Below are 22,788 nucleotides of genomic sequence, written 5' to 3'. Positions count from 1 at the left end.
CGTACGAACCCAACAGGACAGTTGCGACACAGAACCTAACATATTGGCACGCGCTGAAGGTTTTCTGTCGCGGAGGTGAGGACAGCGTTGCGCTCATCTTCGACGAGGCACGGCACAGGGTGATCAAGTGGGATCACGCCATCCTCGGCAAGCTGCTTCAGCGCCTTGAGGCGACGACCACCGGCGTCGACCGCAAAACGTGACTCTGACAACGCATGAACCACCAGGTTCTGTTTGATGCCGGTCTCGCGAATACTTGCGAGGAGCTCGGCGTCATCGCTGGCGTTCGCGGCGACTTTGCGGACGTTGAGCGGGCTCGGCTCCAGCTGGTCGAGCGGGATCATTCGGATGTCGGCAGCGCCGTCAGGCGTTGCCGATCCGGCGGCTTCGGTCTTCTTTGAGGTGGTGGGTTTCGATCGGGTTGTGGTCTTGGCCATGGTCAGGATCCTTGTCACGCCGGACCCGGAAGAGACTCTCTCTATCCTTTCAAGCCCGGCAACCGGGCTTCCCTTTCTCTGGCTCTTGCTAGGCGCGTATAGTCGGCCGGACCGTTTTGGCGGCCCTTTAAGTCCTTGGTTATATTACATAATAAGACTTATGCGCCGTATTCTTCTAGGGCGGGGCACATTCTAAACTGGGTTGCGACAAATCCTCTATCCCCGATCCACGGCTGTCTCGCGATCAAGGAAAGCGCGCTTGCCGAGAACCCCGACCTTGCCAAGAACCTCTATGACGCCTTCGTCGCGGCAAAAGCCCCCTATCTCGAAGCCCTGCACAACGGCACCGCCACCGGCAAGCACGTGAAGGCCGACCTGGCTCATATGCAGATTGTCGGCGACGACCCGATCCCCTACGGGCTCGAGGAGAACCGCGCCTCGATCGAGGCTCTGGTCCAGTACGGCCACCAGCAAGGGCTCATCCCCCGGTCCTACAAGGCCGAAGAGATGTTCCTGAACTTCTGAGATCACTGACGGAAAGAGACAAGACACATGGAAAAGATCGGTAGATTGAACGGCATCATCGCGGCCCTTGAAGAGGGCCGCAAGCCGACGATGGCCTTTGCACGGGCCGAGCGCGAAGAGGCGATCCAGTTCGGGCTTTCCAAGCTCGACGGCGTACTCTTCGAGATGGAGCACACGCCCTATTCCTCAATCAGCCTACGCGACGCTCTGCAATTCATGATGAACCGCCGCCGCATGATCGAAGGCACCAGCTTGCGCCCCAGCGTCACAACCTTCGTGCGCATCCCCGCCAACGGCGCCGAGATGAACACCTGGATGGCCAAGCAGGTGCTCGACCAGGGCGTCTATGGCGTGGTTTTCCCCCACATCGCCACCGCAGAGCAGGCCCGCAACGCCGTCGCCGCCTGCCGCTACGCGCGCCCGAAGGACGCCCCCAACTACGAGCACAAGGGCTTGCGCGGCGACGTTTGGCCGCTCGTGCCCACCGGCGAGATCATGGTCGTGCTGATGATCGAAAGCGTCGAGGCGATGGAAAACCTCGAAGAGATCCTCGCCGTCCCCGGCATCGGCGCCATCATGATCGGCGAGGGCGACCTCAGCCAGCAGCTCGGACATCCCAGACAGTACGAGCATCCCAAAGTCAAGGCGGCGACCCGGCAAATCCTCTTGGCCGCTCAGGAAGCCGGCGTCCGCGTCGCCCATCCCCACGTGACGGCGGACAATCTGGAGGATGTGATCGCCGAAGGATTTGACATCCTCTTTCTCTTTGCCACTCCGAGCCGCAGCTATGCCACCGCGGAAAGGGCAAGGGCCCTCTCCTAGCGCTGTCGCCGCGCCCCTCGGCCCGCGATTTGGCGGCGGGGCGCAACAGGTTGTCCCCGGCGCCTATTCCTTGCGGAAATCGCCGGGGCTGGTCCCCGTCCATTTCACGAAGGCGCGGAAAAAGGCGCTGGCCTCGGCATAGCCGGTCCGCGCGGCGATCTCGGCGACTGGCAAATCTGTTCCGCGCAACAGCTCCTGGGCGCGGGCATTGCGCAGCTCGTCCTTGATCGCGCGAAAGCTTTGTCCCTCCTCGCGCAACTGCCGGCGCAGCGTCGCCGGCGACATCTTCAGCCGCGCCGCCAGCGTGTCGAAATCCGGCCACTCGGAAAATGCCTCCCCGCGCAAAGCCCCGCGCAGTTTGAGCGCAAGCCCTCCGTCATGGCTGTATCTCACCAGCAGATTGGTTGGCGCCGCGCGCAGGAATACCCGCAGCGACGCCTCGGACCGGATCGGCACCAGATCCAGATGAGACGCGGAATAAAGCAGCCGGGTCTGTGGCCGCTCGAACCGCACCGGCGCCCCGAAGAAGTCGCGGTGATCGTCCCGACTTGGCGGCGGCGGGCAGTCGAAATCGACCTGGCGGATCGGAATGCGCCGCCCGACCAGCCAGCAACAGACGCCATGCAGGATCAGCCAGTAGCTGCGATAGGCAAAGGCGGCATGGCCCGCAGGCGCGGGGGTCAGGCAGATCTGGACCAGCCCGTCCGCCACCGTCAGCCGGCCCGCAGGCGCATCCAGCGCCAGCCGCAGGAAGGCCAGCGCCCGCCGCAGCGCCTGACCCAGGCTGTCGGCGTTCAGCACCACATGGCACAGCATCTCAAGGCTGCCGACCCGCATCGGCCGGGCGCCGAGACCGAAGAATTCATCGTCCAGCGCCTCGGACGCGGCACGCCAGAGCGCGCCGAAACGACTGGCCGGGACCGCCTCGGACGGCGCCTCCGACAGGCCCGCCCGCGCCAGCAGGGGCGCGGGGTCGACACCGGCCCGCAGCAGCGCGTCGACGGCATCGTCCACGAAACCGGGGCGGATCATGTGGCGGGTCATTGCGGCAAGGGTCTCCGGCGGGATCGCAACAGGGGGGTCGGACTTTCAATCGTGCAAATCCGATCATCAATTGTGACGTCTCGCGACATTGTTTGCAACTGTTCGCGGGGCTAGCCAGAACCATCCCTCCGCCACTGCCGCTGCCGGAAGGGCGGGGAAACGACAAAACGGGAGGGGTCATGGATTTCAAGGACAGCGTGTTTCTTGTCACTGGCGGCGCATCGGGCCTGGGCGCCGGCGTCGCGCGCATGGCGGTCGAGGCCGGCGCCCGCGTGGTGCTGGCGGATCGTGACGCCGAAAATGGAGAAGGCGCCGCCGCCGAGCTTGGCTCTGCCGGGCGGTTCCAGACCTGCGACGTCACCAGCGAAAGCGACGGCGAGGCAGCCGTCGCGGCGGCTCTGAACGCTTTCGGACGGCTGGACGGGCTGGTCAATTGCGCGGGCATCGTGATCGGCAAAAAGATCGTCGGGCGCGACGGGCCGCATGGGCTGGCCAGTTTCGCCAAGACTGTCGGTGTCAACCTCGTCGGCAGCTTCAACATGCTGCGCTTGGCCGCCAATGCGATGAAATCCAACGCGCCGGGCCCTGATGGAGAACGTGGGGTGATCGTCAACACCGCCTCGGTCGCGGCACAGGACGGCCAGATCGGTCAGGCGGCCTATGCGGCCTCGAAAGGCGGCGTCGCGGCACTGACCCTGCCGGCGGCGCGGGAACTCGCCCGTTACGGCATCCGCGTGGTAACCATCGCGCCCGGTATCTTCGAGACGCCGATGATGTCGGGCCTGCCGCAGGACGTGCAGGACAGTCTCGGCGCCAGCGTGCCGTTTCCCTGCCGGCTGGGCCGGGCGGCGGAATATGCGGCGCTGGCCCGTCATATCGTCGAGAACCGTATGCTGAACGGCGAAGTCATCCGGCTTGACGGCGCATTGCGCATGGCCCCGAAATAAGGAGATCAGGACATGACACAGGACGATCCCATCGTTATCGCGGGTCTGGCCCGCACCCCTATGGGCGGCTTTCAGGGCGAGCTTTCCGACGCGCCCGCCAGCGCGCTTGGCGCGACCGCCATCGAGGCCGCGCTCACGCGGGCCGCTCTTGCTCCCGACGCGGTACAGGAGGTGGTCTTCGGCTGTGTCCTGCCCGCCGGCCAGGGCCAGGCGCCGGCCCGGCAGGCCGCGATCGGTGCCGGAATTCCGGTCGACGCCGGCGCGACCACCGTGAACAAGATGTGTGGCTCGGGCATGAAGGCGGCGATGTTCGCCCATGACATGCTGATGGCCGGAAGTACCGAGATCGCCGTTGCCGGCGGCATGGAAAGCATGAGCAACGCGCCCTACCTGCTTCCCCAGATGCGCGGGGGTACCAGGATCGGACATGGCAAGGCGCTCGATCACATGTTCTTCGACGGCCTCGGGGACGCCTATGACAAGGGCCGCCTCATGGGCAGCTTTGCCGAAGATTGCGCCGAGAGCTATCAATTCACCCGCGAGGCGCAGGACGCCTATGCCATTGGCTCGCTGGAACGCGCCCAGGCGGCGATTGCCGCGGGCGCCTTCTCGACCGAGATCGCGCCGTTCACGCTGCGCGGCCGCAAAGGCGAAACCCAGGTCAGCGAGGACGAACAGCCGGGGCGCGCGCGGCCCGAAAAGATCCCTTCGCTCAAGCCGGCGTTCCGCGAGGGCGGGACGGTCACGGCGGCCAACTCCAGTTCGATCTCGGACGGGGCGGCGGCTCTGGTGTTGATGCGCCGCTCCGAGGCCGAACGGCGCGGATTGACGCCGCTTGCGGCGATCCGGGGCCACGCCAGCCGTGCCAAGGCGCCCAACCTCTTTCCGACCGCGCTCATCGGCGCGTTGCGCAAGCTTGAAGAGCGCAGCGGCTGGAGCCTGAAGGATGTCGACCTGTTCGAGATCAACGAAGCCTTTGCCGTGGTGGCAATGGCGGCGATGCGCGATCTCGATCTGCCCCGCGACAAGGTCAACGTCCACGGCGGGGCCTGCGCGCTCGGCCATCCCATCGGGGCCTCGGGCGCGCGCATCCTCGTGACGCTGCTCGCCGCGCTGGAAAAATACGACATGAAACGCGGCATTGCGTCGCTGTGCATCGGTGGCGGCGAGGCCACAGCGATGGCCATCGAACGCCTGGCCTGAATCCGGGGCGGCGCATGTCGTGCCGTTCGGGATCCCTGACAGAAAGACAGCGACCGATCCATTGGATCGGTCGCTGCTGCCGTGCCGCGGATGATGCCCCGACGGGGCAAAGGGAAGGTGCTGGCCCCGAGGCACGGCAACCGGGGAGACGTCGCCGCGTCCCCGGAACCGTATGACGACGCTCAGCCCTTGAGGGTCGGATAGAGGCTCTGGGCCGTCTTGCCCATGATCCAGTCCTGCTGGTCCTGAGGCAGCGAGGCCAAACCGTCGAGCGCGGTCTTGACCACATCGGCATAGCTGCCCTCGGCCGAGGGGAAGTTCGATCCCCAGGCCAGGCGGTCGGCGCCGAACTCTTCGACCAGCTTGGCGAACATCGTCGCCGAGGTCGATGCACCGTTGTCGGCGGCAAGGAATTTGCCGGTCACAAGCTTGATGTAGAGGTTGGGATATTTCGCCAGCGCCCAAAGCGGGGCCGCGGCCTCGAACGGAGCGCCGTCGTCGAACTTGACCCCCCCGAGGTGATCGAGGAAAAAATTGACGGTCGGAAAATCGGTCATCACGGTTTCCAGTTCGCCGAAATTCTTCGCCTTGAGGTTAGTGGCCACCGAAAGGCCGGCCTCGGCGGCCAGCTCGTAACAGGGGTAGATGCGCTTGTCGTCCATCGCCACCCAGGCTTCCTTCATGGTGCTGCCCTGAAGATAAAGCCGCATCCCGGTGAAGCCGCGATCAATCCAGTGCTGCATCTTCTCGGGCCCGTCGGGTTCGGTCACGTTCACCGAAAATACCCCGGTCAGGCGGTCGGAATACCGCGAGATCGCGTCGGCGACGTAATCGCAGTTGAACCCGTAGGTGGTGGAGGAATGCACGATGGCCGCTTTCGCGACGCCGGCCTCGTCCATCGCCTCGATCAGCTGTTCGGCGGTGACCGACCGCTTATGCGACCATTCCGAGCGCTTGCCGCCAATCGGCGAAATCGGGAATGCGTCGGTATCTTCGGAAACGATGTGCGGATGGGTATCGACAATATTCATGTCTGATCCTTTGGAAACTGTAGCCGCGATCGGATCGGGTGCGATCCGGTCGCGGGCGTGGTTTGCTTACATGGAGGGAACGAGATCGGACAACGCGGGTACCAGCGTACCGAGCACGGTGTCGGGCCACGGCACGTGAATGATCCGGTCGAACACGACATAGATCAGCAACGTCACGCAGGCCGCGTATATGACGCTCAACATCCAGGGTTCACGGCCTTCGACACGCATGTACGCGATGATGATGATCGGCACGGTCGGAAGCAGACCGATCAGCGACATCAGGATAAGGAACGAGACGAACCAGCCGAAGAAGATCGCGGCTTGCACGATGATCTGTGTCCGGGTCTTGCCGTCGTCACCACCGTCGAGATCCATGTGGATGCCGCGGTGCGCCGCCTTGGCGGCCACGGCCGCGGGATCGCGATCGGCGAAGGCCACGTGCAGGTAGCTGATGATCGCGGCCACGATCAGGGCGATACACACCACCGTCGGTCCGATCCGGGCACCGAAAGGCCAGTCCTGCGCCACGACAAGCATCCATGCGCCAACGGCGATGAAGAAGTAATAGAGCAGATCCGAGGCGCGGAACGAGGGCTTGCCCGAGGGCACAAGCGATTTGAACCCACCGTGCCGGATTTCTTGGAACATCGGACGCGCCAAGGCGATCGCCGCGAGCAGAAGTAGCACCATGACGCCGGGACGAAGCAGCCAAGAGGCATCGTAGCGGGTGATGGAAATCGCCATGTAACGCTCCATCAGAACCCCGAGAACGAGACCCAAAATCAGAGGCGGACGCGGCCATTTAAGGCGCTTCATGATCCAGGCAAGGACGCCGAAGATCAGCAGCACGTAGATGTCGCCCCAGCTTTTCGAGCCTTGGAATGCACCCACGAAGACCAGTGCCATGATGCCGGGCAGAACCAGAGTGTAGCGCAGCATCGAGATCTTTGCGAACTGGCCGCTGAGCAGGAAGCACAGGCCGGCGCCGAAGATGTTCGCAAGCGCGATCGACCAAACCAGAGAATAGGTCACGTCCAGGTCGGTCGTGAGCATGTTTGGGCCCGGAATGAACCCGTGCACCATCAGCGCGCCAAGCAGGATCGCCTGTCCGGCGCTGCCGGGAACGCCGAAGGCGATGGTCGGCACTAGCGACCCGCCCTCCTTCGAGTTGTTCGCCGATTCCGGGGCGATCACGCCACGCACGTCGCCGGTCGAAAAGGTCTCGCGAGCGCCTTTTTCGCTGCGCAGTGCGTGGCCATAGGCGATCCAGTCGATGACCGAGCCGGTGATACCGGGAATAGCACCCAGCACCGTGCCGAGCGCGCTGCATCGCAAAACGAGGAACCAGTTCTTTCCCACGTCCTTGACGCCCTGCCACATGCCTTCAAAGTAGTGGAACTTCATCTTCTTGGTCAGCGCGCTTTTCTGAATCGCGAGATCGCACAGTTCGGGCAGTGCGAAAATCCCCAGCAGGATCGGCAGCAGTGGCACGCCATCCCAAAGATAGAGCACGTCGCCGGTCCAGCGTAGCTGGCCGGTCTGCACGTCGGTACCTATCATGCCGACTAGGATGCCGATGCAGGCCACGACGATACCGCGTAACGGCGTGTTACCCGACAGCGAGGCCACCATCGCGATTCCGAATATGGTGAGCGCCAGCAATTCGGGCGTGCCGATGGCAAGCACGAACGGGCGAACAATGGGTATCGAGACCGCCAGAACGACAGCGCCGAAAAGCCCCCCGATGAGCGAGGCGGTGAAGCCTGCGCTGAGCGCGCGCGAGGCCTCGCCCTTACGAGTCATCGGCTGGCCGTCGAGCACCGTCGCCTGCGATGAAGAGGTGCCCGGCACGCCGAACAGCACTGCGGGGATCGTATCCGATGTCGATGTCACAGAATGCATCCCCAGCAACATTGCGAAGGCTGCATAAGGGTCCATCGTGTAAGTGAAAGGAACAAGCAGGGCGAACCCGGTCAGGCCACCGATACCGGGTAGCAACCCGATGGCCAGACCGACGACCACGCCCAGCACGAGGAACATTAAGCGCCCCGGCTGAACGATGAGCGACAATGCGTCGCCAGCCGATCCCAGCATATATCCTACATCCATTAATTCCATGCGCAAAGCCCTCCCATCGCGTATCTTCTGGGAGCTTCCGGAGCAAGCGTTCGCGGACCGTATGTGCTCGTAGGTGCACTACGCAGCACTCTCCCATATCGGCGCACACTGGCTTTGAGCTCACTCCAAAACAAATAGAATCCCTCGGGCAGCACATAAGAATGCTGCAAAGACGGATCGCATCGGCGATATCCGCACTGCCGCAAGAGTCGAGTGAAACTGCGCCGATCCACGCCTATTTCTTCTAGAAACCCGCACTAACGTTCAGCTAATTTCAGAGTCATGGGCTCTCCTCCACGAATAGGAAATCGTTCGCGAGATATAGGATTCTCTGCACATTGTGTTTCTGCAACGCACGTCCTGAGATAGCATTCCTTTATTCGATGGCGTTTCCCGGGACGGAGGAGGCACACCTGTCAACCCTATTGCGAGCGATACACCGCTGTGGCTGTCGCATTGCAACCCTGGGCTACGCCGCGAAAATGAACCCGCATGAATATGCGTAATGGGAGGGAAACATGAGATTATTCGAAAACGCCCTGGCTCTGGGCCTAGCTGTCGCGACCACGTTCGGCACGATGCAGACCGCCATCGCTGAAACGCCAGCGGAGTTCTACGAGGGCAAGACCGTCACCATTGTGGTGAGTGCCGCCGCCGGTACTGCATCTGACACTATCGGTCGTCTCTTCGTCGAGCATCTAGCAAAGCACTTCCCGGGCAATCCCGACTTCGTGGTGGTCAACAAGGCCGGTGCCGGCGGGCTGAAAGCCGCTTCCGAGCTGATGCTCACCGAGGAGACGGATGGCACGGTGATTTCGCTGCTTCAGAGAAACAACCTCTACATTCCGTTGATCCTCGAGAAAGAAAACCAGTTTGACCCGCGTGAAGTCCGCTGGGTCGGTTCGATCAACGGCGAAGAGTACCCCAACAACATCCTCGCAATGGACACCTCGCCGGTGCAATCCGCCGAAGATATCTTCGCGAAGAAGATGGTGATCGGTTCGACCAGCTACACCCACGAGAACCGTTCGATCCCGGCCATGATGAACAAGTATCTCGGTGCGCAGTTCGAAGTCGTTCCAGGCTACAAGGGTCGTGGCGAGGTCTATCTCGCGATGGAGCGCGGCGAGGTCGATGGCTGGATGCAAGGCTTCAACACGCTGCGCACCGCCTCCGGCGGCGGCGACTGGGTCAAGGCCGGCCGCGCAAAGCCGATCATCGTGATCGGGACCGAGCGTCAGTCTGAATGGCCCGACGTTCCCGCGATCAGTGAGTTTGTAAAGGATGACGATCAGCGCGCCGTTCTGAACTTCTTCCTCGCGCCGCTCCGCGCCGGTCGTCCATTCGCGGTTCCCGGCGACGTGCCGGAAGACCGGGTCGAAGCGATCCGTCAGGCCTTTGCCGACACCTTCGAAGACCCCGAAGCTCTCGAGATCCTTAACACCAACCTCGAGGCGAACACCACGCTGATCTCGGGCGCCGAGATGGAAGATCTTGTCGGCGAGATCTACAGTGCCTCCGACGAGGTGCTCGAGGCCGCCCGCGACATCCTCGTTCAGAAATAAGCGCTCTTCACGCCCCGCGACATTGCGGGGCAAAAGATGACGACTCCGTCCGCAGGATACATTCCTGCGGACGGATTTATTATGTTTCCTATCATGCATGAGGTGACACGCGCAATGATACGGGTGAAGGGACTAAGCTTGGATATCCGGGCCGATCTGACGGATCTGCCCCCTCTGCTTTTGCTGCACGGTCTTCTGTCGAGCCGCAATCACTGGGCGCTGAATCAGCAGCGCCTGCGCCGCCATTTCCGGCTGATCGTCGCCGAGCTTCCGGGCCACGGCCGGGCCGCGCCCTGCACCGATGCGGCCAAGCTGCATCCCGATGCACTGGCGCACGAGATCGACGCGGCACGGCGTGCCCTCGGGCTGCGGCGCTGGTACGTCTGCGGACAAAGTTTCGCATCCGGGATCACGCTGCGCCATGCCTTGCAATGCCCCGATACCGTCGCGGCGCAGGTGTGGACCAACGGCAACCGCGTGCTTGCACCGGCACCGACCGCCGTGTCGCGGGCGCGCGATGCGGCCCAGGCCGATGCCGTCGCCGCCGGCGATGTCCAGGCGTTGCGGGCGCTGCCGTTCCATCCCGTGCACGGGCGGCGGTTCCCCGACGATCTGCGCGTCCGACTGGTCGAAGATGCCGACGGCTGCGACATCGCCACCGTCGCGGCGCTGATGCGTCACACCCTGCCCGACATGCCCCTGCGCGCGCGCTTCGGCCAGACACGGGTTCCGACGCTGCTGGTGAACGGGCGGCTTGAAAGCCGCTTTCAGCCAAGCCGCGCCTTTGCGGTCGAGGCCTTGCCCGAGATGGCGGTGACGGACCTGCCCGGCGGCCACGCCATCAACATCGAGCGGCCCGAGGCCTTCGACGAGGCGGTCATCGCATTTCTCGCGGCTCACCCGCTGTAGCGGGGAGAGGACGGCGTGAGGACATGAAAAAGGGCGCCCGGCTGTATGCCGGGCGCCCCATCCGCCTTTTGGCGAAACTATGTCAGGCCGCGATCTCGCGCAGCAGCGGATGAAACAGATCCTCTATGTCCACCGGCTTGGAGATCATGTGCTGCTGGCTTGCGTATTTGACCGCGCATTCCAGCGCCGGGCGGTTGGCCTCGATGCCAACCGGCCAGGCGTCGATCCCGTCCTGGGCCGCGGGTGCCAGCTTGCGGCACTCCACCACCATGCGCCAGATCTCGCGCACCACGTCGGGCCGTTGATCGCACAGCGCGTTCGGCACGATCAGGTAATGGTTGGGCGGCACCAGCGTGTTGCGGGCATACCAGTCCTTGGCCGCCTCCTGCGGGTTGGGGATCAGCGTCTTGATGCGCGGATCCTTGGGCATGTTCATCCCCAGAACCGCCGCGTCCAGCTCGCCGGCCAGCAGCATGTTGACCGGATCCTTGCCGTCTTCGCCCCAGCTTACCGAAGCGGGATCGGTGTATTCCTCAAGATGCGGCTGGTCGAAACACAGCCAGTTGACCTTGTCGGGATCGACGCCGTAGTCGTTCTGAAGAATGCCCCGCACCCAAAGACCAGTCGTCTGGGTGTAAGAGCGCACGCCCACGGTCTTGCCTTCCAGATCGCCCGGAGCAAGTTCGGGATGCACGTCGGTGTTGTATCCGATGCACTGGTGCTGGAAGCGTCCAAGCACCACCAGCGGCAGCAGCGAAAACGGCTTGTCGAACTCGTGCGCCTGAAGAAAGGTCGCGATCGCCATTTCCGAGATGTCGTACTTGCCGCGGCGCAGCATGTCCTTGAATCCCGCATGGGCGTTCTTCAGCCCGGCGAAATCGAAGGTGACCAGATCGGAAGCGATCTCGCCGGCCATCAGGGCGCGGGTGGTGGGGAACTCGGTGATATTGGCCGACAGCGTGACCGGACCGTCGGCGGGGTAGGTCTTTTCCTCGAAACTCATTCCACGGTCTCCTCTTCGACGCTCACTTCGTCGGCCAGCATCGGATACAGCTTCTCGGCGGTGCCCGCCCAGATCTCGGCGCGATCGCTTTCGCTCAGGCTGGCGAAGCAGCGGTGGCCCTGATCGACCAGATCCTTGAGAGACCCCTCATTCGCCGGGAAGTTCGAACCCCATGCGATACGATTAGCGCCATATTCCGACACCAGCTTGGGGAAGAAGGTGTCGGGCGTTGCCGGAGCCTTTTCCGAAAGGTCGAAGGTGCGCGGCGTGACCTTGAGATACAGGTTCGAGAACCGCGACAAAGCCCAGAGCGGCCCGGCGTTGGTATAGGGCGCGCCATCGGTCAGATCGGGCCGGCCAAGGTGATCGAGCACGATCTTGACCTCGGGGAACCGCTCGAGGATCTCCTCGACCACCGGCAGGCCGATGCGCGTGGTCTGGATGCAGACCGGCATGTCGATATCGGCCATCAGTTCCCAGACCGGATAGGTCTCGGGAGCGATCATCCAGCGACCGTCGGATTGCACCGTCGAGCCGGCGCCGAAAAGACGCAGGCCGGCCATGCGCTGTTCGCGCAGGCGGTTGATGACCTGCACCGCGTCGGGCGCCGCCACGTCGATGGTATAGATCCCGGCGAAGCGGTCGGCATTCGCGCAAACGCTGTCCGCCGCATAGGAGTTGTCATAGCCGTAGGTCGTCGCCGACTGCACCATCGCCGCCTTGGAGACGCCTGCCGCCTCCATCTCGGAGATGTACTGCGCGATGGTGAAGGGACGCTCGGCGGACCAGTCCGACCGGATCCCGCCCAGGGGGTTGTAGGGGTAGTTGGTGGTGTCGTCGGTCAGGATGTGGGGATGAATGTCGATGATTTTCGTCATTCGGCGGTCTCCTCTGGAATTGGGGACGGCACGGCTCAGGCCTGTGCCGCGTCGCGGATCTGGGTCAGTGTCATCGCTGGCGTCAGGGCTTCTGGATCTATCATCAGCTCCAGCACCGCCGGCCCGTCATGGGCATCGGCCCGGGCGAAGGCGGCGGCGAAATCGGCAGTCTTTTCGACCCGCTCCGCATAGGCGCCATAAGATTTGGCAAAGGCGGTGAAATCGGGATTGCCCTGAACCAGCGTGGTGCCCGAAACCCTGCCCGGGAAGTGCCGTTCCTGGTGCATCCGGATCGTGCCCAGCATCCCGTTGTTGACGATCAGGATCCGCACTTTCAACCCATGCGCGCAGGCGGTGGCCAGCTCGGTACAGGTCATCTGGAAATCGCCGTCACCGGCGATACAGATCACGGTGGCATCGGGACGCGCGAAGGCCGCTGCCAGCGCCGCCGGAATGCCATAGCCCATCGAACCGCAGATCGGCGCGACCTGCGTGCCGAAGTCGCGGTACTTGTGGAAACGGTGCAGCCAGACGGTGAAGTTGCCAGCACCGTTGGTATAGATCGTATCGGCGGGCAGGTTGTCGTCCAGCCAGCCCATGATCTCGCACATCTGGATGTCGCCGGGGTTGGTGCGCGGGGCAGTCCAGGCCTCGAAATCCGCGCGCGCGGTGGCGCGGCTTTCGTCCCAGGCACCGGACACCGGACCGTCGGCGGTCAGCGCCGCGACGAAGCTGGCGGGGTTTGCGACCACGCCAAGCTCGGGCTGGTAGACATGCCCGATCTCATCCGCGCCCGGATAGACATGGATCGGGCCTGTCGCAAATTTTCGGTCTTAACGGTATGTTGACCATAGGCATGGGATTTGCCGCTCCGAAAGTTGCGGAGTGAGCCCATGATTTTGAATGCCATTGCCGAGAAGCTGAAGCGCCAGTCAAAGGATGACTTTAAAGGCAGGCATTTCGAGGCCTGGCTGATTGTACAGGCGGTTGCCTGGTATTTGCGCTACCCGCTCAGCTATCGTGACTTGGAAGAGATGTTTCGCGAGCGAGGCTTCGAGGTCGATCATAGCACGGTCAACCGCTGGGTATTGGCTTATGCGCCGATGATCGAAAAACGGCTGCGGCAGTTTCGGCGACCCCATTGCGGCTCGGTCCGGATCGATGAGACCTACGTCAAGATCCGCGGCAAATGGCGTTACCTGTATCGGTCCATCGATAAACACGGCAATCCGGTGGATTTCCTGTTGACCGCTAAGCGCGATCTCGACGCCGCCAAGCGGTTCTTCCGGAAAATGCTCAAAGACGAACCCTTGTTGTCCCCGAACAGGATCGGGACGGATGGGGCCAACACCTTCCCGTCAACGATCAAAACGTCGGTTGATGATCGGCTTCTCCATCCGGACCCCGTCCACTATGTCACCAAGCATCTCCAGCAAGGCATCGAAAGTGACCATTTTCGGGTAAAGAAGAACATGCCAAAGATCGGTGGCTTCCAATCTTTCAACACGGCGCGACAAACCATCGCGGGCTTCGAGGCGATGCTGTGGCTGAGGAAAGGCTTCGGCTTTTCCGGCGGCTGGACTATCAACGACCAGAACGATTTGCTTGCGCGCCTCTTCGGACTGCAAAAGGTTAACAAAGCATGAAAATGAAGATGCTCAGGGCATAATCGCGCGCTCCGAAAATGTTTGCGACAAGCCCGCCGCCAGACTGCGCCGATTTCGACCTCCCGGTCTTTCGGGGTCCGGCCGAAAACGCGGTAGGCGGGTGCCCCGGTATTGCTGCTTTCGAGCTTCACCCCTCGTATATCCTCATCGAATTCCAGCGATGCGATATTGCCTTCAAATGTTTCGCCGCTTTCGTTGAACCGGACATAGTTCAAGCGTTCCAGATTCTTCATTTTTTGCTCCGTCGATTGCATCAGTTTTCAACGGTCCGCCATGGGCAAGGCATCCAATCCTTTCCCCGGAAAACCAAGTTTTCCGGGGAAAGGAGGGGGGCGCTGCCCGCCCGACGGCTTTTTCCTTCGCTGTCATGACACATCTGTTGAAGTGGTGCGGCCGCAGGCGAAGCCGAGGCACGGTTCAACAGATGTCATCTGCCATGCAGATGCTTGGTCATTGACCGCGACGGGAAAAGATGGCGGCGGAGTTCGAGACAAAGCCGCGGCCAATTGGCCGCGACCTTATTGCTGGAAGCTTTTTGCGCGCGCTTGTTTAAACCGCGGTCGCCGTATCAGACGAAGTTGCGATGTTTTGAGAAGAAAGAGGCAGGAATGCGACTGTCCGTGGGTCTTCGGTGAAGTTTGCTTCGAACGGGCCACCTGGGAGTGACACGCGTAAATGCAGATATTCATTCCCATTCGCGTCGAAGCGTTTTCCGATGCCGCCGATCGCGACCTTTCGACCGCGCGGTGAATACCCGAACATATGGAAGTTATAAGGTCCCGAAGGTTCGCCAATGATATGATACAGGGTACCGTTATGATGAATTTCACCCTCAAGGCCAGCTTCATTTGTAAAGCGAAGAAAATTGCGTGCTTGAGGCATGATGTCTTCCCGTATTCGATGCATTGCAGGGGTGTACTACATCTTTTAATCAACCGGTCAAATTGCGGAGTGTCAATAAATCTTGACCATTCCATAGCAGTTTTCACTAAGACTTTTGTCTAACTCCTAACGGACGACGACGTGCGCACCCACGCCGACACGGTCATATAAATCAATGACATCGCTGTTGAGCAGGCGGATGCAGCCACTCGACACTGACTTTCCAATCGAAGACGGGTCATTTGTGCCGTGAATGCGATAGAGCGTGTCGGTGCCATCCTGATAGAGGTATAGGGCGCGGGCGCCGAGCGGATTCACCTCGCTGCCGGATAGTCCCGTGGCTAGCGGTGCGTTCACCTTTGGACGGTCGCGGATCATGGAGCTTGTTGGCGTCCAGGGCGGCCACTCGGCTTTCCGGCCGATGACAGCCTTGCCCGAAAAGTCATGGCCTTCTCGCCCGACTGCGACGTTATAGGCCAGCGCCGTGTTGGCCTCCTGGATGAGATAGAGCTTGTGGTCATCCGGCTCTACGATGATTGTTCCGGAGGGCTCTGTTGTCCTGAAGCCAATTAGCGATGGCCCGCCGCGCCTTTTCTGCTGGCCGGCATCTTTAGTCACTTCCGTCGAAGGAGATGCGACGCAGCCGAGAAGAAGGAAGACTATGAATAGGGACGCCAGTGCTCCCGCAATCTGAATTGGTTTCGGCATTTCCAGCTGCATCGATTTCAATGAGAAAATAGGCCGGCCATGGTATTATCCTGAGTGAACCTGATGGCAGTATCATCGGCGACGAGGAGTTTGAAAGCTTTGCCTTCCACGTCCCAGGCTATGAGGTGGGGTAGACCACAGTTCTGCCCGGCCATTGTGGCCGGCTGGACGATATGAGGGAAACCCCGAATGTCCCTCCCCTCAAACTCCTTTCCCCGCGGCGCGAAGGTGTTTTGGGCGGCACTTTTCGAATGGCGATTCGGTGGAAGAAGGCCGATTTCGCGCAAACCAGTCTGAGAAAGCATCAAGTTAGCGGTCTTCATCCTGATATCAAGGCATGCCAAGTCGAAAATTAAAGCAAGCGTTTTCGTTTTGGAACCAACGAAGGCATGATGATAAGGCCCTGATAAATAGGCGCTTAATAGCTATTCCGGCGATTGCCGATGGCGAAGGATGAGAGCCCGTTAAGGTTTTGTTAACTAAAATCGCCTTGCTCATAAACGCTTCGCAGGTATCATCACGGATATTCGGCATTTCTGCGGAAAAAACGTGATTGGAGAGATTAACGTGAACGCTTCGGCGCAGATCGACAGAGCGCGACTACCAAACGTTGATGATGTCATCGGCGCGCATGCTGAACTTTTGGGATCGCAGCTTCAGAGTATCAGCGAAACTCTGTTTCCGCCAACCGCCAGTAAGGCTTTGCGCCGTTTCACGTCTGGAGAGGCTGCCAAGCTCATCGGCGTTTCTGACTCTACGCTTCGGAAGATGACTCTCGCAGGCGACGGTCCATTACCTGAAACTGCAAGCAACGGCCGGCGCTTCTACTCCCTTTCCGACATCAACGAAATTCGAGCAATCTTTGCAGCTAACGCACGCGGCCGCGAAGCAATTGACTTTGTTCCGCACCGTCGAGAGGGTGAGCACTTGCAGGTGCTTGCCGTGACGAATTTTAAGGGCGGTTCTGGAAAGACCACGACATCGGCACATCTCGCCCAATATCTAGCATTGGCGGGTTATCGAGTATTGGCAATCGATCTCGATCCGCAAGCTAGTCTTTCCGCCCTGCTCGGCGTGCTGCCCGAACTGCATGTGGGGCACAACGAGACGCTTTACGCAGCAATCCGATATGATGAGGGTCGTCGTCCCCTGCACGATGTGATCCGTCATACATATTTTGACGGCCTCGACCTTGTCCCCGGTAACTTGGAACTAATGGAGTTCGAGCATACCACGCCGAAGGTCTTGGCAGACGGCAGTGCGTCGGATGCCGGCGCGATCTTTTTCGCGCGTGTGGCAAGTGCAATTGACGAAGTGGCGGACGACTACGATGTCGTGGTGATCGACTGCCCTCCCCAGCTTGGGTTCTTGACACTTGCCGGCCTGTGCGCGGCAACCTCCATGATTGTGACGGTGCATCCGCAAATGCTGGATGTATCGTCGATGAGTCAGTTCTTACTGATGACGCGCGACCTCTTAGGCGTCGTGCGTGATGCGGGGGGAACGCTGAAGTTTGATTTCGTGCGCTATCTGCTCACCCGTTATGAACCTCAGGATGCGCCTCAAACAAAAGTGGTCGCGCTGCTCCGCAATCTATTCGACGATCATGTCCTGACCAGTCCCATGGTGAAATCGGCGGCGATCTCGGACGCAGGCTTGACGAAGCAAACCCTTTACGAAATCGGTCCGGGCAACCTTACGAGATCGACGTACGATCGCGCAATGGAGTCATTGACAATGGTGAATAGCGAGATCGAGGACTTGATGAAATTGGCCTGGGGGCGCACATGACTATCCCCCTAGCCTCCTCCGTTGGCGACTTGTTGGGAGCTCCCAACAATATGGCTACCGCGTATGATCGACGTGTTGGGAGCTCCCAACATGGACACCGCCTACGCCCGAACGATCATCTCCAGGAGCTTTTCTCATGAGCCGCAAGGACGCGATCAACTCGCTCTATCTGCAGAAGCCGACCTCGACCGCCGGTGAAAGCGAGAAGGCTGGTGAACGGGTAAGAACGGGTGCCATTTCAGCTATGGGCACATCGCTCAAACAAATGACCGATGGCGCAAAGCTGGCAAGTCGTCTTCAGGAACAGCTGGAAAAGGGTGATGTCGTCGTTGAACTCGACCCAGAGGCAATTGAGCGCTCGCCAATCGCGGATCGAATTCCGATTGATGTTGACCCCGCATTCGATGAGCTTGTGAAGTCGATATCAGATAACGGGCAGCAGGTTCCAATTCTCGTCCGTCCCAGCCCGGCAGGCCGCGGGCGCTTTCAGATCGCCTATGGTCGTCGTCGATTGCGCGCGGCGCAGGCGTTGGGCAGACCGGTTCGTGCTATCGTCCGGAGTCTCAACGACCAAGAGCTTTTTGTGGCTCAGGGGCGAGAAAACCTAGATCGCGAGGACCTGTCCTTTATCGAAAAGGCTTTCTTTGCGAAGAATCTCGAAGATTCCGGATGTGACCGCGCGACAATCGTAGCTGCGCTTTGCTCGGACAAATCGGATGTGAGCAGATATATAGCTATCGCACGGCGGGTGCCCGAGAGGCTCGTCGGGCGGATCGGGCCGGCGCCCAAAGCTGGACGGGCACGCTGGATGAAGCTGGTTGACGCTCTGGAAAAGGAAGAGGATGGCGATCGGCTTGAGCGTATTCTTGAGGCAGAGGGCTTTGCTTCAGCCGGTAGCGACGCACGGTTTCAGCTTATACTAAAGGCCTTGGACGTGAGAAACGCGCGGCCGAAGGGAAGCCGTGTCGAGCAATGGAAAACGCCATCTGGTAAGCGCGGCGCGCGCATCCACACGGACAAGGCTAAAACGACGCTGATCTTCGAAGACAAGGTCGTTCCCGCATTTGCGCAGTTCGTTTCGGCTAAACTGGATGAACTGTATCGAGAGTTTGAAGCTAGGCAAAAGGAGGAAAAGGACCGAACAACGGGCCGCTAGCCGCGGTCAGAGAGAAAACGGCAAAGAAAAAGGCCCCGAAATCACTTCCGGAAGCCTTCTCTACGTGTGGTAGCTAGAGAATCGCACTTCCTGGAATCTCAGTCAAGCTCTTTTGGGCGACGAGCGTCGATTCGGCGATCCGATTTCTATTGCCTGGTAACAGGTGAACAAAGATGCAAACACATACTGCAACCACGACGCCCTTTGGGCGGCGGCCGATGTCGCTCGCGATGCTTTCAAGCCAGAAAGTGGCGCGGGAAGCCCCGAAGGGGGCGCGGCTCAACAAATGGAAACTGTTTCATACCGTGCGGGAAGCGCGTACGGCGCTGGGGGCGAGCGATCGCGGCCTTGCGATCCTGAACGCGCTTCTGACCTTCTATCCCGAGAACGAGCTCTGCGAGGAGACCGGCTTCGTGGTCTGGCCCTCCAACGAGCAGCTGATCGCGCGCGCCAACGGCATCTCGCCGGCAACGCTGCGCCGCCATCTGGCTGTCCTGGTCGAGTGCGGGTTGATCATTCGGCGCGACAGTCCGAACGGCAAACGCTTCGCCAGGAAGGGCAGGGGAGGGCAGGTCGAGCAGGCCTATGGCTTCGACCTGTCGCCGCTGGTGGCCAGGGCGGCCGAGTTCGAGGCGATGGCCGCGCGGATCGCCGAGGAGCGTCTGGCGCTGAAATGCGCCCGCGAACGGCTGACATTGCTGCGCCGTGACATCGTCAAGATGATCGAGGCCGGGCTTGATGAGGGCGTTCCGGGCGACTGGGCGAAGATGAGCCGTGTTTACCGAGAGATCATAGACCGGCTTCCGCGCCTTCCCGACCTGGCGATCGCCGAAGATATTTGCGATGCCCTGGCTCTGCTGCATGAGGAAGTGCGTGGGACATTGGAATTTCACGCAAATTCGCAAAAAACGAACGCCAATGAGTCTCATACTGAGCGCCACAAACAGAATTCAAACCCAGAATCCCAATCTGAATTTGAATATGGCTTACGAAATAAATCAGAAGCGAGCGGCAGCGCCGACGAAACCGACAACCTGCACAGCCTGCCGAAGCGGGAATTGCCGCTGGCACTGGTGCTGGATGCCTGCGAGGGCTTTCGGGATCTGGCAAAGGGAGGCTCGATCCGCAACTGGCGGGACTTCCTGGGCATCGCCGAAATCGCCCGGCCAATGCTGGGCGTCAGCCCGAGCGCCTGGCGGGAGGCGGCGGAGGTCATGGGCGACAAACAGGCCGCGATCACGTTGGCAGCGATCTACCAGCGCGGCGAGGCCGTCGTCAGCCCCGGCGGCTATCTGCGCAACCTGACGGAAAGGGCGAGGGATGGCCAGTTCTCCGTCTGGCCGATGGTCATGGCGTTGCTGAGGGCAAGGATCGAGGCCGGGAATGCCATGCCGCCGCCAAAACCCGATGACGACGGGAGAGGGGAGAACGACCGCGACGACGGTTTTTCGGTCTCGCCTGCTTTGGCACGCTCGCTGAAGAATCCTCGGAGATGATTTGAAAGGCAAGCCTATGTTCAGTCACGCAATGGTGGGAACCATTGATATCGTACGTTCGGCCTCGTTCTATGATGCCCGGTCGAACAGACCGTCGAATGCGTCGAGCAGTGCATCGTTGATTGCTTGGCCAAGTACATCTGCAGCTTCGCCTGTGCAGGTATTATCACCGGAGCGTGCCGCAGTGGTGATAGCAGATACCTGGCCCGTCAGGATAGATTTTGTCCGCTCGATTGTTGATGGTCATGGTCGCCGTGGGAGTTCGCTCTCGGATCTACGGTTGGTTCGTTTTATTTTGAGTGCGGCGCGGGCCACGTAGATGTTTAAAGCGTCCAGGCTTTCGAGTCATTGTTTGGGCGATTATTTCGGCATCGGGCAAACCAATTCACTTTGCACGGTCGATCCGGTTCTTGACCTATGACGGTGCCCATGACGGACTTCTGCCAAGAGTACGTTCATCGAGCCGTTGAGCTGGCCGGCGATTTCACGCAATGTGAGCGCGGGGTTCGAAGCATGCAGCATCATAAGCCAGAGTTCGGTCGGCCGTGTAGGCGCGGGCATAGCCGATAAGGTGTCCGTGTGAACGACGGGAAGACAGATTGTGCGTGTTAGTTGCCATGTGCCAGTGAGTTCGTCGAAAGCCAATTTTCAAACATAGAAGATACGGATAATTGATCATTTGCTGGCCTCTCCAGAGAAAGAGTTACTGTTGCCTTGAGGAGAGAGATGCGCTATATATCCCAAAGTATCTATATCGTTTAGGATATTAAATGACGAAATGGAAGGTCGCGTTTCATGACCGCTTCAAAGGCGAGATCACAGATCTTCCAGCAGATGTTCGGGTCGAATTGCTCGCGCATCTGGTGCTGCTTCGCGAAAAGGGATTTCGACTGGGACGGCCTGAGGTCGACACACTCGAAGGCTCCAAACACGCGAACATGAAGGAACTGCGCGTCAAGGTATTGAAGGTGCAATGGCGGTTCGCCTTTGCCTTCGATCCGGAGCGAAAGGCTATAGTCCTCTGCGGCGGTGCAAAGAGCGGTGTGAGCCAGAGACTCTTTTACAAGCGCCTGATCGATCTGGCGGACAAACGGTACGATGAGCATTTGAGCGAATTGGAGAAGAAACATGGATGATCTCGATAAGCTGATGCAGACGCTTCCTGAAGAAGAACGAGGCGCTATTGAAAAGCGTGCCGGTGAGCTTGTTGCGGCCTACAATCTGCGGGAACTGCGCGTACTTGCCGGACGGACGCAGGAGGATGTGTCCGTCGGAACCGGTATCAAGCAGAATAATGTTTCGAGACTGGAGAAACGGGCCGACATGAAACTGTCGACGCTTCGCGATTATGTCGAATCCCTTGGCGGCACGTTGAAGATCGTCGCGGAAGTCGCGGGCAAGAAAGTTGATCTGTCGAGCATTACGGAGCGCTCCCGACACGGCCCAAAGCTCTGAGAGAGCCACGGCAGGGGAGGCGTTTAAAGCCCCGCCGCCTTTGTGAGATTGACGCGGAACCGGTCACGCCTGCGCTGATAGCGCCTTGTCATTTCGGCGGAGGCATGGCCGAGCTGTTTCTGAACGTAGCGCTCGTCGACTTCGGCCGAGGAGGCGAGGCCCGCTCTCAAGGAGTGACCGGAGAACAGTTCTATCCGTTCGGCCTCGGGCAGCTCGCCGCGAATGCCGGCGGCGAGCACCGTCTTCTTGATGAGGCGGGCAATCTCCTGGTCCTTCAGCCGTTCGGAACCGACGGCCTTGCCCTTGTCGGTGACCCGGCGAAACAGCGGGCCATGGCCGATCCTGCCGAGCTTCAGCCAGGTTTCCACGGCATGGACAGGGCAGGTGAGATCGGAGGAGCCGCGGCCGATCTCCACCTCGCGCCAGCCGGTCTTGCCGCGCAGCGTCACCAGCATGCCCTTGTCGAGGATTTCGATCCAGCCGTTTCCGTCCTCGGTCTGGTCGCGGCCGCAATCGAGCGCGACGATCTCCGAGCGCCGCAGGCCGCCGGCAAAGCCGATCAGCAGCATGGCGCGGTCGCGCAGACCCCGGAGCGTGCCCCGGTCGAGTGTTTCGACCATGGCGATCAGCTCTTCCGGCAGGATCGCCTCCTTCTGGCGCGGGGGTGCGGCATGGCGATTGCGGATGCCGGCGAGCACCGTGGCGATGTGGCGGTCTCGGCGATCAAGCGTGAGACCGCGCTGCGCATAGTTCCACGCGATCGCCGACAGCCGCCGCTCGATGGTGGAGACCGCGCTTGGCTTTGCCCGCGGGGCCGCTTCGCCTGCGGCGAGCGCCGTGATGTAGAGCCCGACGGTTTGCGGATCGGGCGGCAGGGTCGCAAGCCCCTTGCGCCGGCACCAGCTCGAAAAATGCGCCCAGTCGGCGGCATAGGCGCGCCTTGTATTGGCCGCGCTCGCGGCGTCGACGTAACCGCGGGCGCGTTCGACCAGCGGCGCGAGATGGCCCGTCAACGCGCCCGACGCCCCCGAAGGCTGCAATTGATAAGCAGCGCCCGTGCCGAGAGACGGGCTGGCGTGCGGATCGACGTCGTTTTCGGGCATTGAGGGTGTCAGCTGACTGTTTTTCGTGAGACTGGGCTTCATTTG

Annotated in this window: 22 protein-coding genes and 1 pseudogene; 12 read left to right on the top strand and 11 right to left on the bottom strand. The window is 60.8% G+C overall.

What is annotated here, in order from left to right:
- Positions 1-35: 35 nt before the first annotated feature.
- The gene (locus tag K7H91_RS24480) at positions 36-437 is read right to left on the bottom strand and encodes a ParB/Srx family N-terminal domain-containing protein (protein ID WP_230722787.1); all 402 of its coding nucleotides are present in this window, start codon (positions 435-437) and stop codon (positions 36-38) included.
- 135 nt (positions 438-572) lie between these two features.
- Here K7H91_RS24480 and K7H91_RS24475 point away from each other — a divergent pair, with 135 nt between their 5' ends.
- Both K7H91_RS24475 and K7H91_RS24470 read left to right on the top strand, forming a co-directional pair.
- The gene (locus K7H91_RS24475; protein WP_230722786.1) at positions 573-962 is read left to right on the top strand and encodes a hypothetical protein; all 390 of its coding nucleotides are present in this window, start codon (positions 573-575) and stop codon (positions 960-962) included.
- 27 nt (positions 963-989) lie between these two features.
- Complete coding sequence (locus K7H91_RS24470; protein WP_230722785.1) at positions 990-1,784, top strand: HpcH/HpaI aldolase family protein; 795 nt, start codon at positions 990-992, stop codon at positions 1,782-1,784.
- A 63-nt stretch (positions 1,785-1,847) separates the two neighbouring features.
- Here the strand turns inward: K7H91_RS24470 and K7H91_RS24465 are convergent, their stop codons facing one another.
- Positions 1,848-2,828, bottom strand: coding sequence for an AraC family transcriptional regulator (locus K7H91_RS24465; RefSeq protein ID WP_230722784.1), 981 nt, complete (start codon positions 2,826-2,828; stop codon positions 1,848-1,850).
- 179 nt (positions 2,829-3,007) lie between these two features.
- On the opposite strand from K7H91_RS24465, the gene K7H91_RS24460 reads away from it, so the two are divergent.
- A complete protein-coding gene (locus K7H91_RS24460; RefSeq protein WP_230722783.1) occupies positions 3,008-3,775 on the top strand; it encodes an SDR family NAD(P)-dependent oxidoreductase in 768 nt (255 codons plus the stop codon).
- A 12-nt stretch (positions 3,776-3,787) separates the two neighbouring features.
- The gene (locus K7H91_RS24455) at positions 3,788-4,978 is read left to right on the top strand and encodes an acetyl-CoA C-acyltransferase (RefSeq protein WP_230722782.1); all 1,191 of its coding nucleotides are present in this window, start codon (positions 3,788-3,790) and stop codon (positions 4,976-4,978) included.
- Between the two features lie 182 nt (positions 4,979-5,160).
- On the opposite strand, the gene K7H91_RS24450 is transcribed toward K7H91_RS24455, so the two are convergent.
- A complete protein-coding gene (locus K7H91_RS24450; RefSeq protein ID WP_230722781.1) occupies positions 5,161-6,009 on the bottom strand; it encodes an amidohydrolase family protein in 849 nt (282 codons plus the stop codon).
- Between the two features lie 66 nt (positions 6,010-6,075).
- The gene (locus K7H91_RS24445) at positions 6,076-8,130 is read right to left on the bottom strand and encodes a tripartite tricarboxylate transporter permease (RefSeq protein ID WP_230722780.1); all 2,055 of its coding nucleotides are present in this window, start codon (positions 8,128-8,130) and stop codon (positions 6,076-6,078) included.
- A 518-nt stretch (positions 8,131-8,648) separates the two neighbouring features.
- On the opposite strand from K7H91_RS24445, the gene K7H91_RS24440 reads away from it, so the two are divergent.
- Entirely contained in the window at positions 8,649-9,695 is a 1,047-nt protein-coding gene (locus K7H91_RS24440) for a Bug family tripartite tricarboxylate transporter substrate binding protein (RefSeq protein WP_230722779.1), read from the top strand.
- A gap of 114 nt (positions 9,696-9,809) precedes the next feature.
- Positions 9,810-10,604 (top strand): alpha/beta fold hydrolase, encoded by a 795-nt coding sequence (locus K7H91_RS24435; RefSeq protein ID WP_230722778.1) that lies wholly within the window; start codon positions 9,810-9,812, stop codon positions 10,602-10,604.
- Positions 10,605-10,686: 82 nt separating this feature from the next.
- Here K7H91_RS24435 and K7H91_RS24430 read toward each other — a convergent pair whose 3' ends face one another.
- The 3 genes from K7H91_RS24430 to K7H91_RS24420 are packed head-to-tail and all read right to left on the bottom strand — an operon-like array spanning position 10,687 to position 13,237.
- Complete coding sequence (locus tag K7H91_RS24430; protein ID WP_230722777.1) at positions 10,687-11,607, bottom strand: phosphate ABC transporter substrate-binding protein; 921 nt, start codon at positions 11,605-11,607, stop codon at positions 10,687-10,689.
- Entirely contained in the window at positions 11,604-12,485 is an 882-nt protein-coding gene (locus K7H91_RS24425; RefSeq protein ID WP_230722776.1) for an amidohydrolase family protein, read from the bottom strand. Before K7H91_RS24425 ends, K7H91_RS24430 begins: the two co-directional genes overlap by 4 nt.
- Before the next feature lie 35 nt (positions 12,486-12,520).
- Positions 12,521-13,237 (bottom strand): thiamine pyrophosphate-dependent enzyme, encoded by a 717-nt coding sequence (locus tag K7H91_RS24420; RefSeq protein WP_230722775.1) that lies wholly within the window; start codon positions 13,235-13,237, stop codon positions 12,521-12,523.
- 141 nt (positions 13,238-13,378) lie between these two features.
- Between K7H91_RS24420 and K7H91_RS24415 the strand changes: the two genes are divergently transcribed.
- Positions 13,379-14,131 carry an IS6 family transposase gene (locus K7H91_RS24415; protein ID WP_230722774.1) on the top strand — a complete coding sequence of 251 codons (753 nt, stop codon included), beginning with the start codon at positions 13,379-13,381 and terminating at the stop codon, positions 14,129-14,131.
- Between the two features lie 53 nt (positions 14,132-14,184).
- Here the strand turns inward: K7H91_RS24415 and K7H91_RS24410 are convergent.
- The 3 genes and pseudogenes from K7H91_RS24410 to K7H91_RS24400 all read right to left on the bottom strand — a co-directional run.
- Positions 14,185-14,385: pseudogene (locus tag K7H91_RS24410) on the bottom strand (DUF736 family protein); the annotation flags it as partial.
- A 316-nt stretch (positions 14,386-14,701) separates the two neighbouring features.
- Positions 14,702-15,034, bottom strand: coding sequence for a hypothetical protein (locus K7H91_RS24405; protein ID WP_230722773.1), 333 nt, complete (start codon positions 15,032-15,034; stop codon positions 14,702-14,704).
- 126 nt (positions 15,035-15,160) lie between these two features.
- Positions 15,161-15,754, bottom strand: a complete 594-nt coding sequence (locus K7H91_RS24400) for a L,D-transpeptidase (protein ID WP_230722772.1) — start codon at positions 15,752-15,754, stop codon at positions 15,161-15,163.
- 537 nt (positions 15,755-16,291) lie between these two features.
- Here K7H91_RS24400 and repA point away from each other — a divergent pair.
- From repA to K7H91_RS24375, 5 genes are all read left to right on the top strand, one after another.
- Positions 16,292-17,533, top strand: coding sequence for a plasmid partitioning protein RepA (repA, locus tag K7H91_RS24395; protein ID WP_230722771.1), 1,242 nt, complete (start codon positions 16,292-16,294; stop codon positions 17,531-17,533).
- Between the two features lie 136 nt (positions 17,534-17,669).
- Positions 17,670-18,689, top strand: a complete 1,020-nt coding sequence (gene repB, locus K7H91_RS24390; protein ID WP_230722770.1) for a plasmid partitioning protein RepB — start codon at positions 17,670-17,672, stop codon at positions 18,687-18,689.
- Positions 18,690-18,862: 173 nt separating this feature from the next.
- A complete protein-coding gene (repC, locus tag K7H91_RS24385) occupies positions 18,863-20,185 on the top strand; it encodes a plasmid replication protein RepC (RefSeq protein ID WP_230722769.1) in 1,323 nt (440 codons plus the stop codon).
- A gap of 770 nt (positions 20,186-20,955) precedes the next feature.
- Positions 20,956-21,321 carry a type II toxin-antitoxin system RelE/ParE family toxin gene (locus K7H91_RS24380; protein WP_230722768.1) on the top strand — a complete coding sequence of 122 codons (366 nt, stop codon included), beginning with the start codon at positions 20,956-20,958 and terminating at the stop codon, positions 21,319-21,321.
- Positions 21,314-21,640, top strand: coding sequence for a helix-turn-helix domain-containing protein (locus tag K7H91_RS24375; protein ID WP_230722767.1), 327 nt, complete (start codon positions 21,314-21,316; stop codon positions 21,638-21,640). Before K7H91_RS24380 ends, K7H91_RS24375 begins: the two co-directional genes overlap by 8 nt.
- A 23-nt stretch (positions 21,641-21,663) precedes the next feature.
- On the opposite strand, the gene K7H91_RS24370 is transcribed toward K7H91_RS24375, so the two are convergent.
- A complete protein-coding gene (locus K7H91_RS24370; RefSeq protein ID WP_230722766.1) occupies positions 21,664-22,743 on the bottom strand; it encodes a tyrosine-type recombinase/integrase in 1,080 nt (359 codons plus the stop codon).
- Between the last annotated feature and the right edge of the window lie 45 nt (positions 22,744-22,788).

This window comes from Martelella mediterranea, from assembly GCF_021021415.1.
Classification (GTDB): domain Bacteria; phylum Pseudomonadota; class Alphaproteobacteria; order Rhizobiales; family Rhizobiaceae; genus Martelella; species Martelella mediterranea_C.
This window is presented reverse-complemented; position numbering and strand designations above follow the sequence as displayed.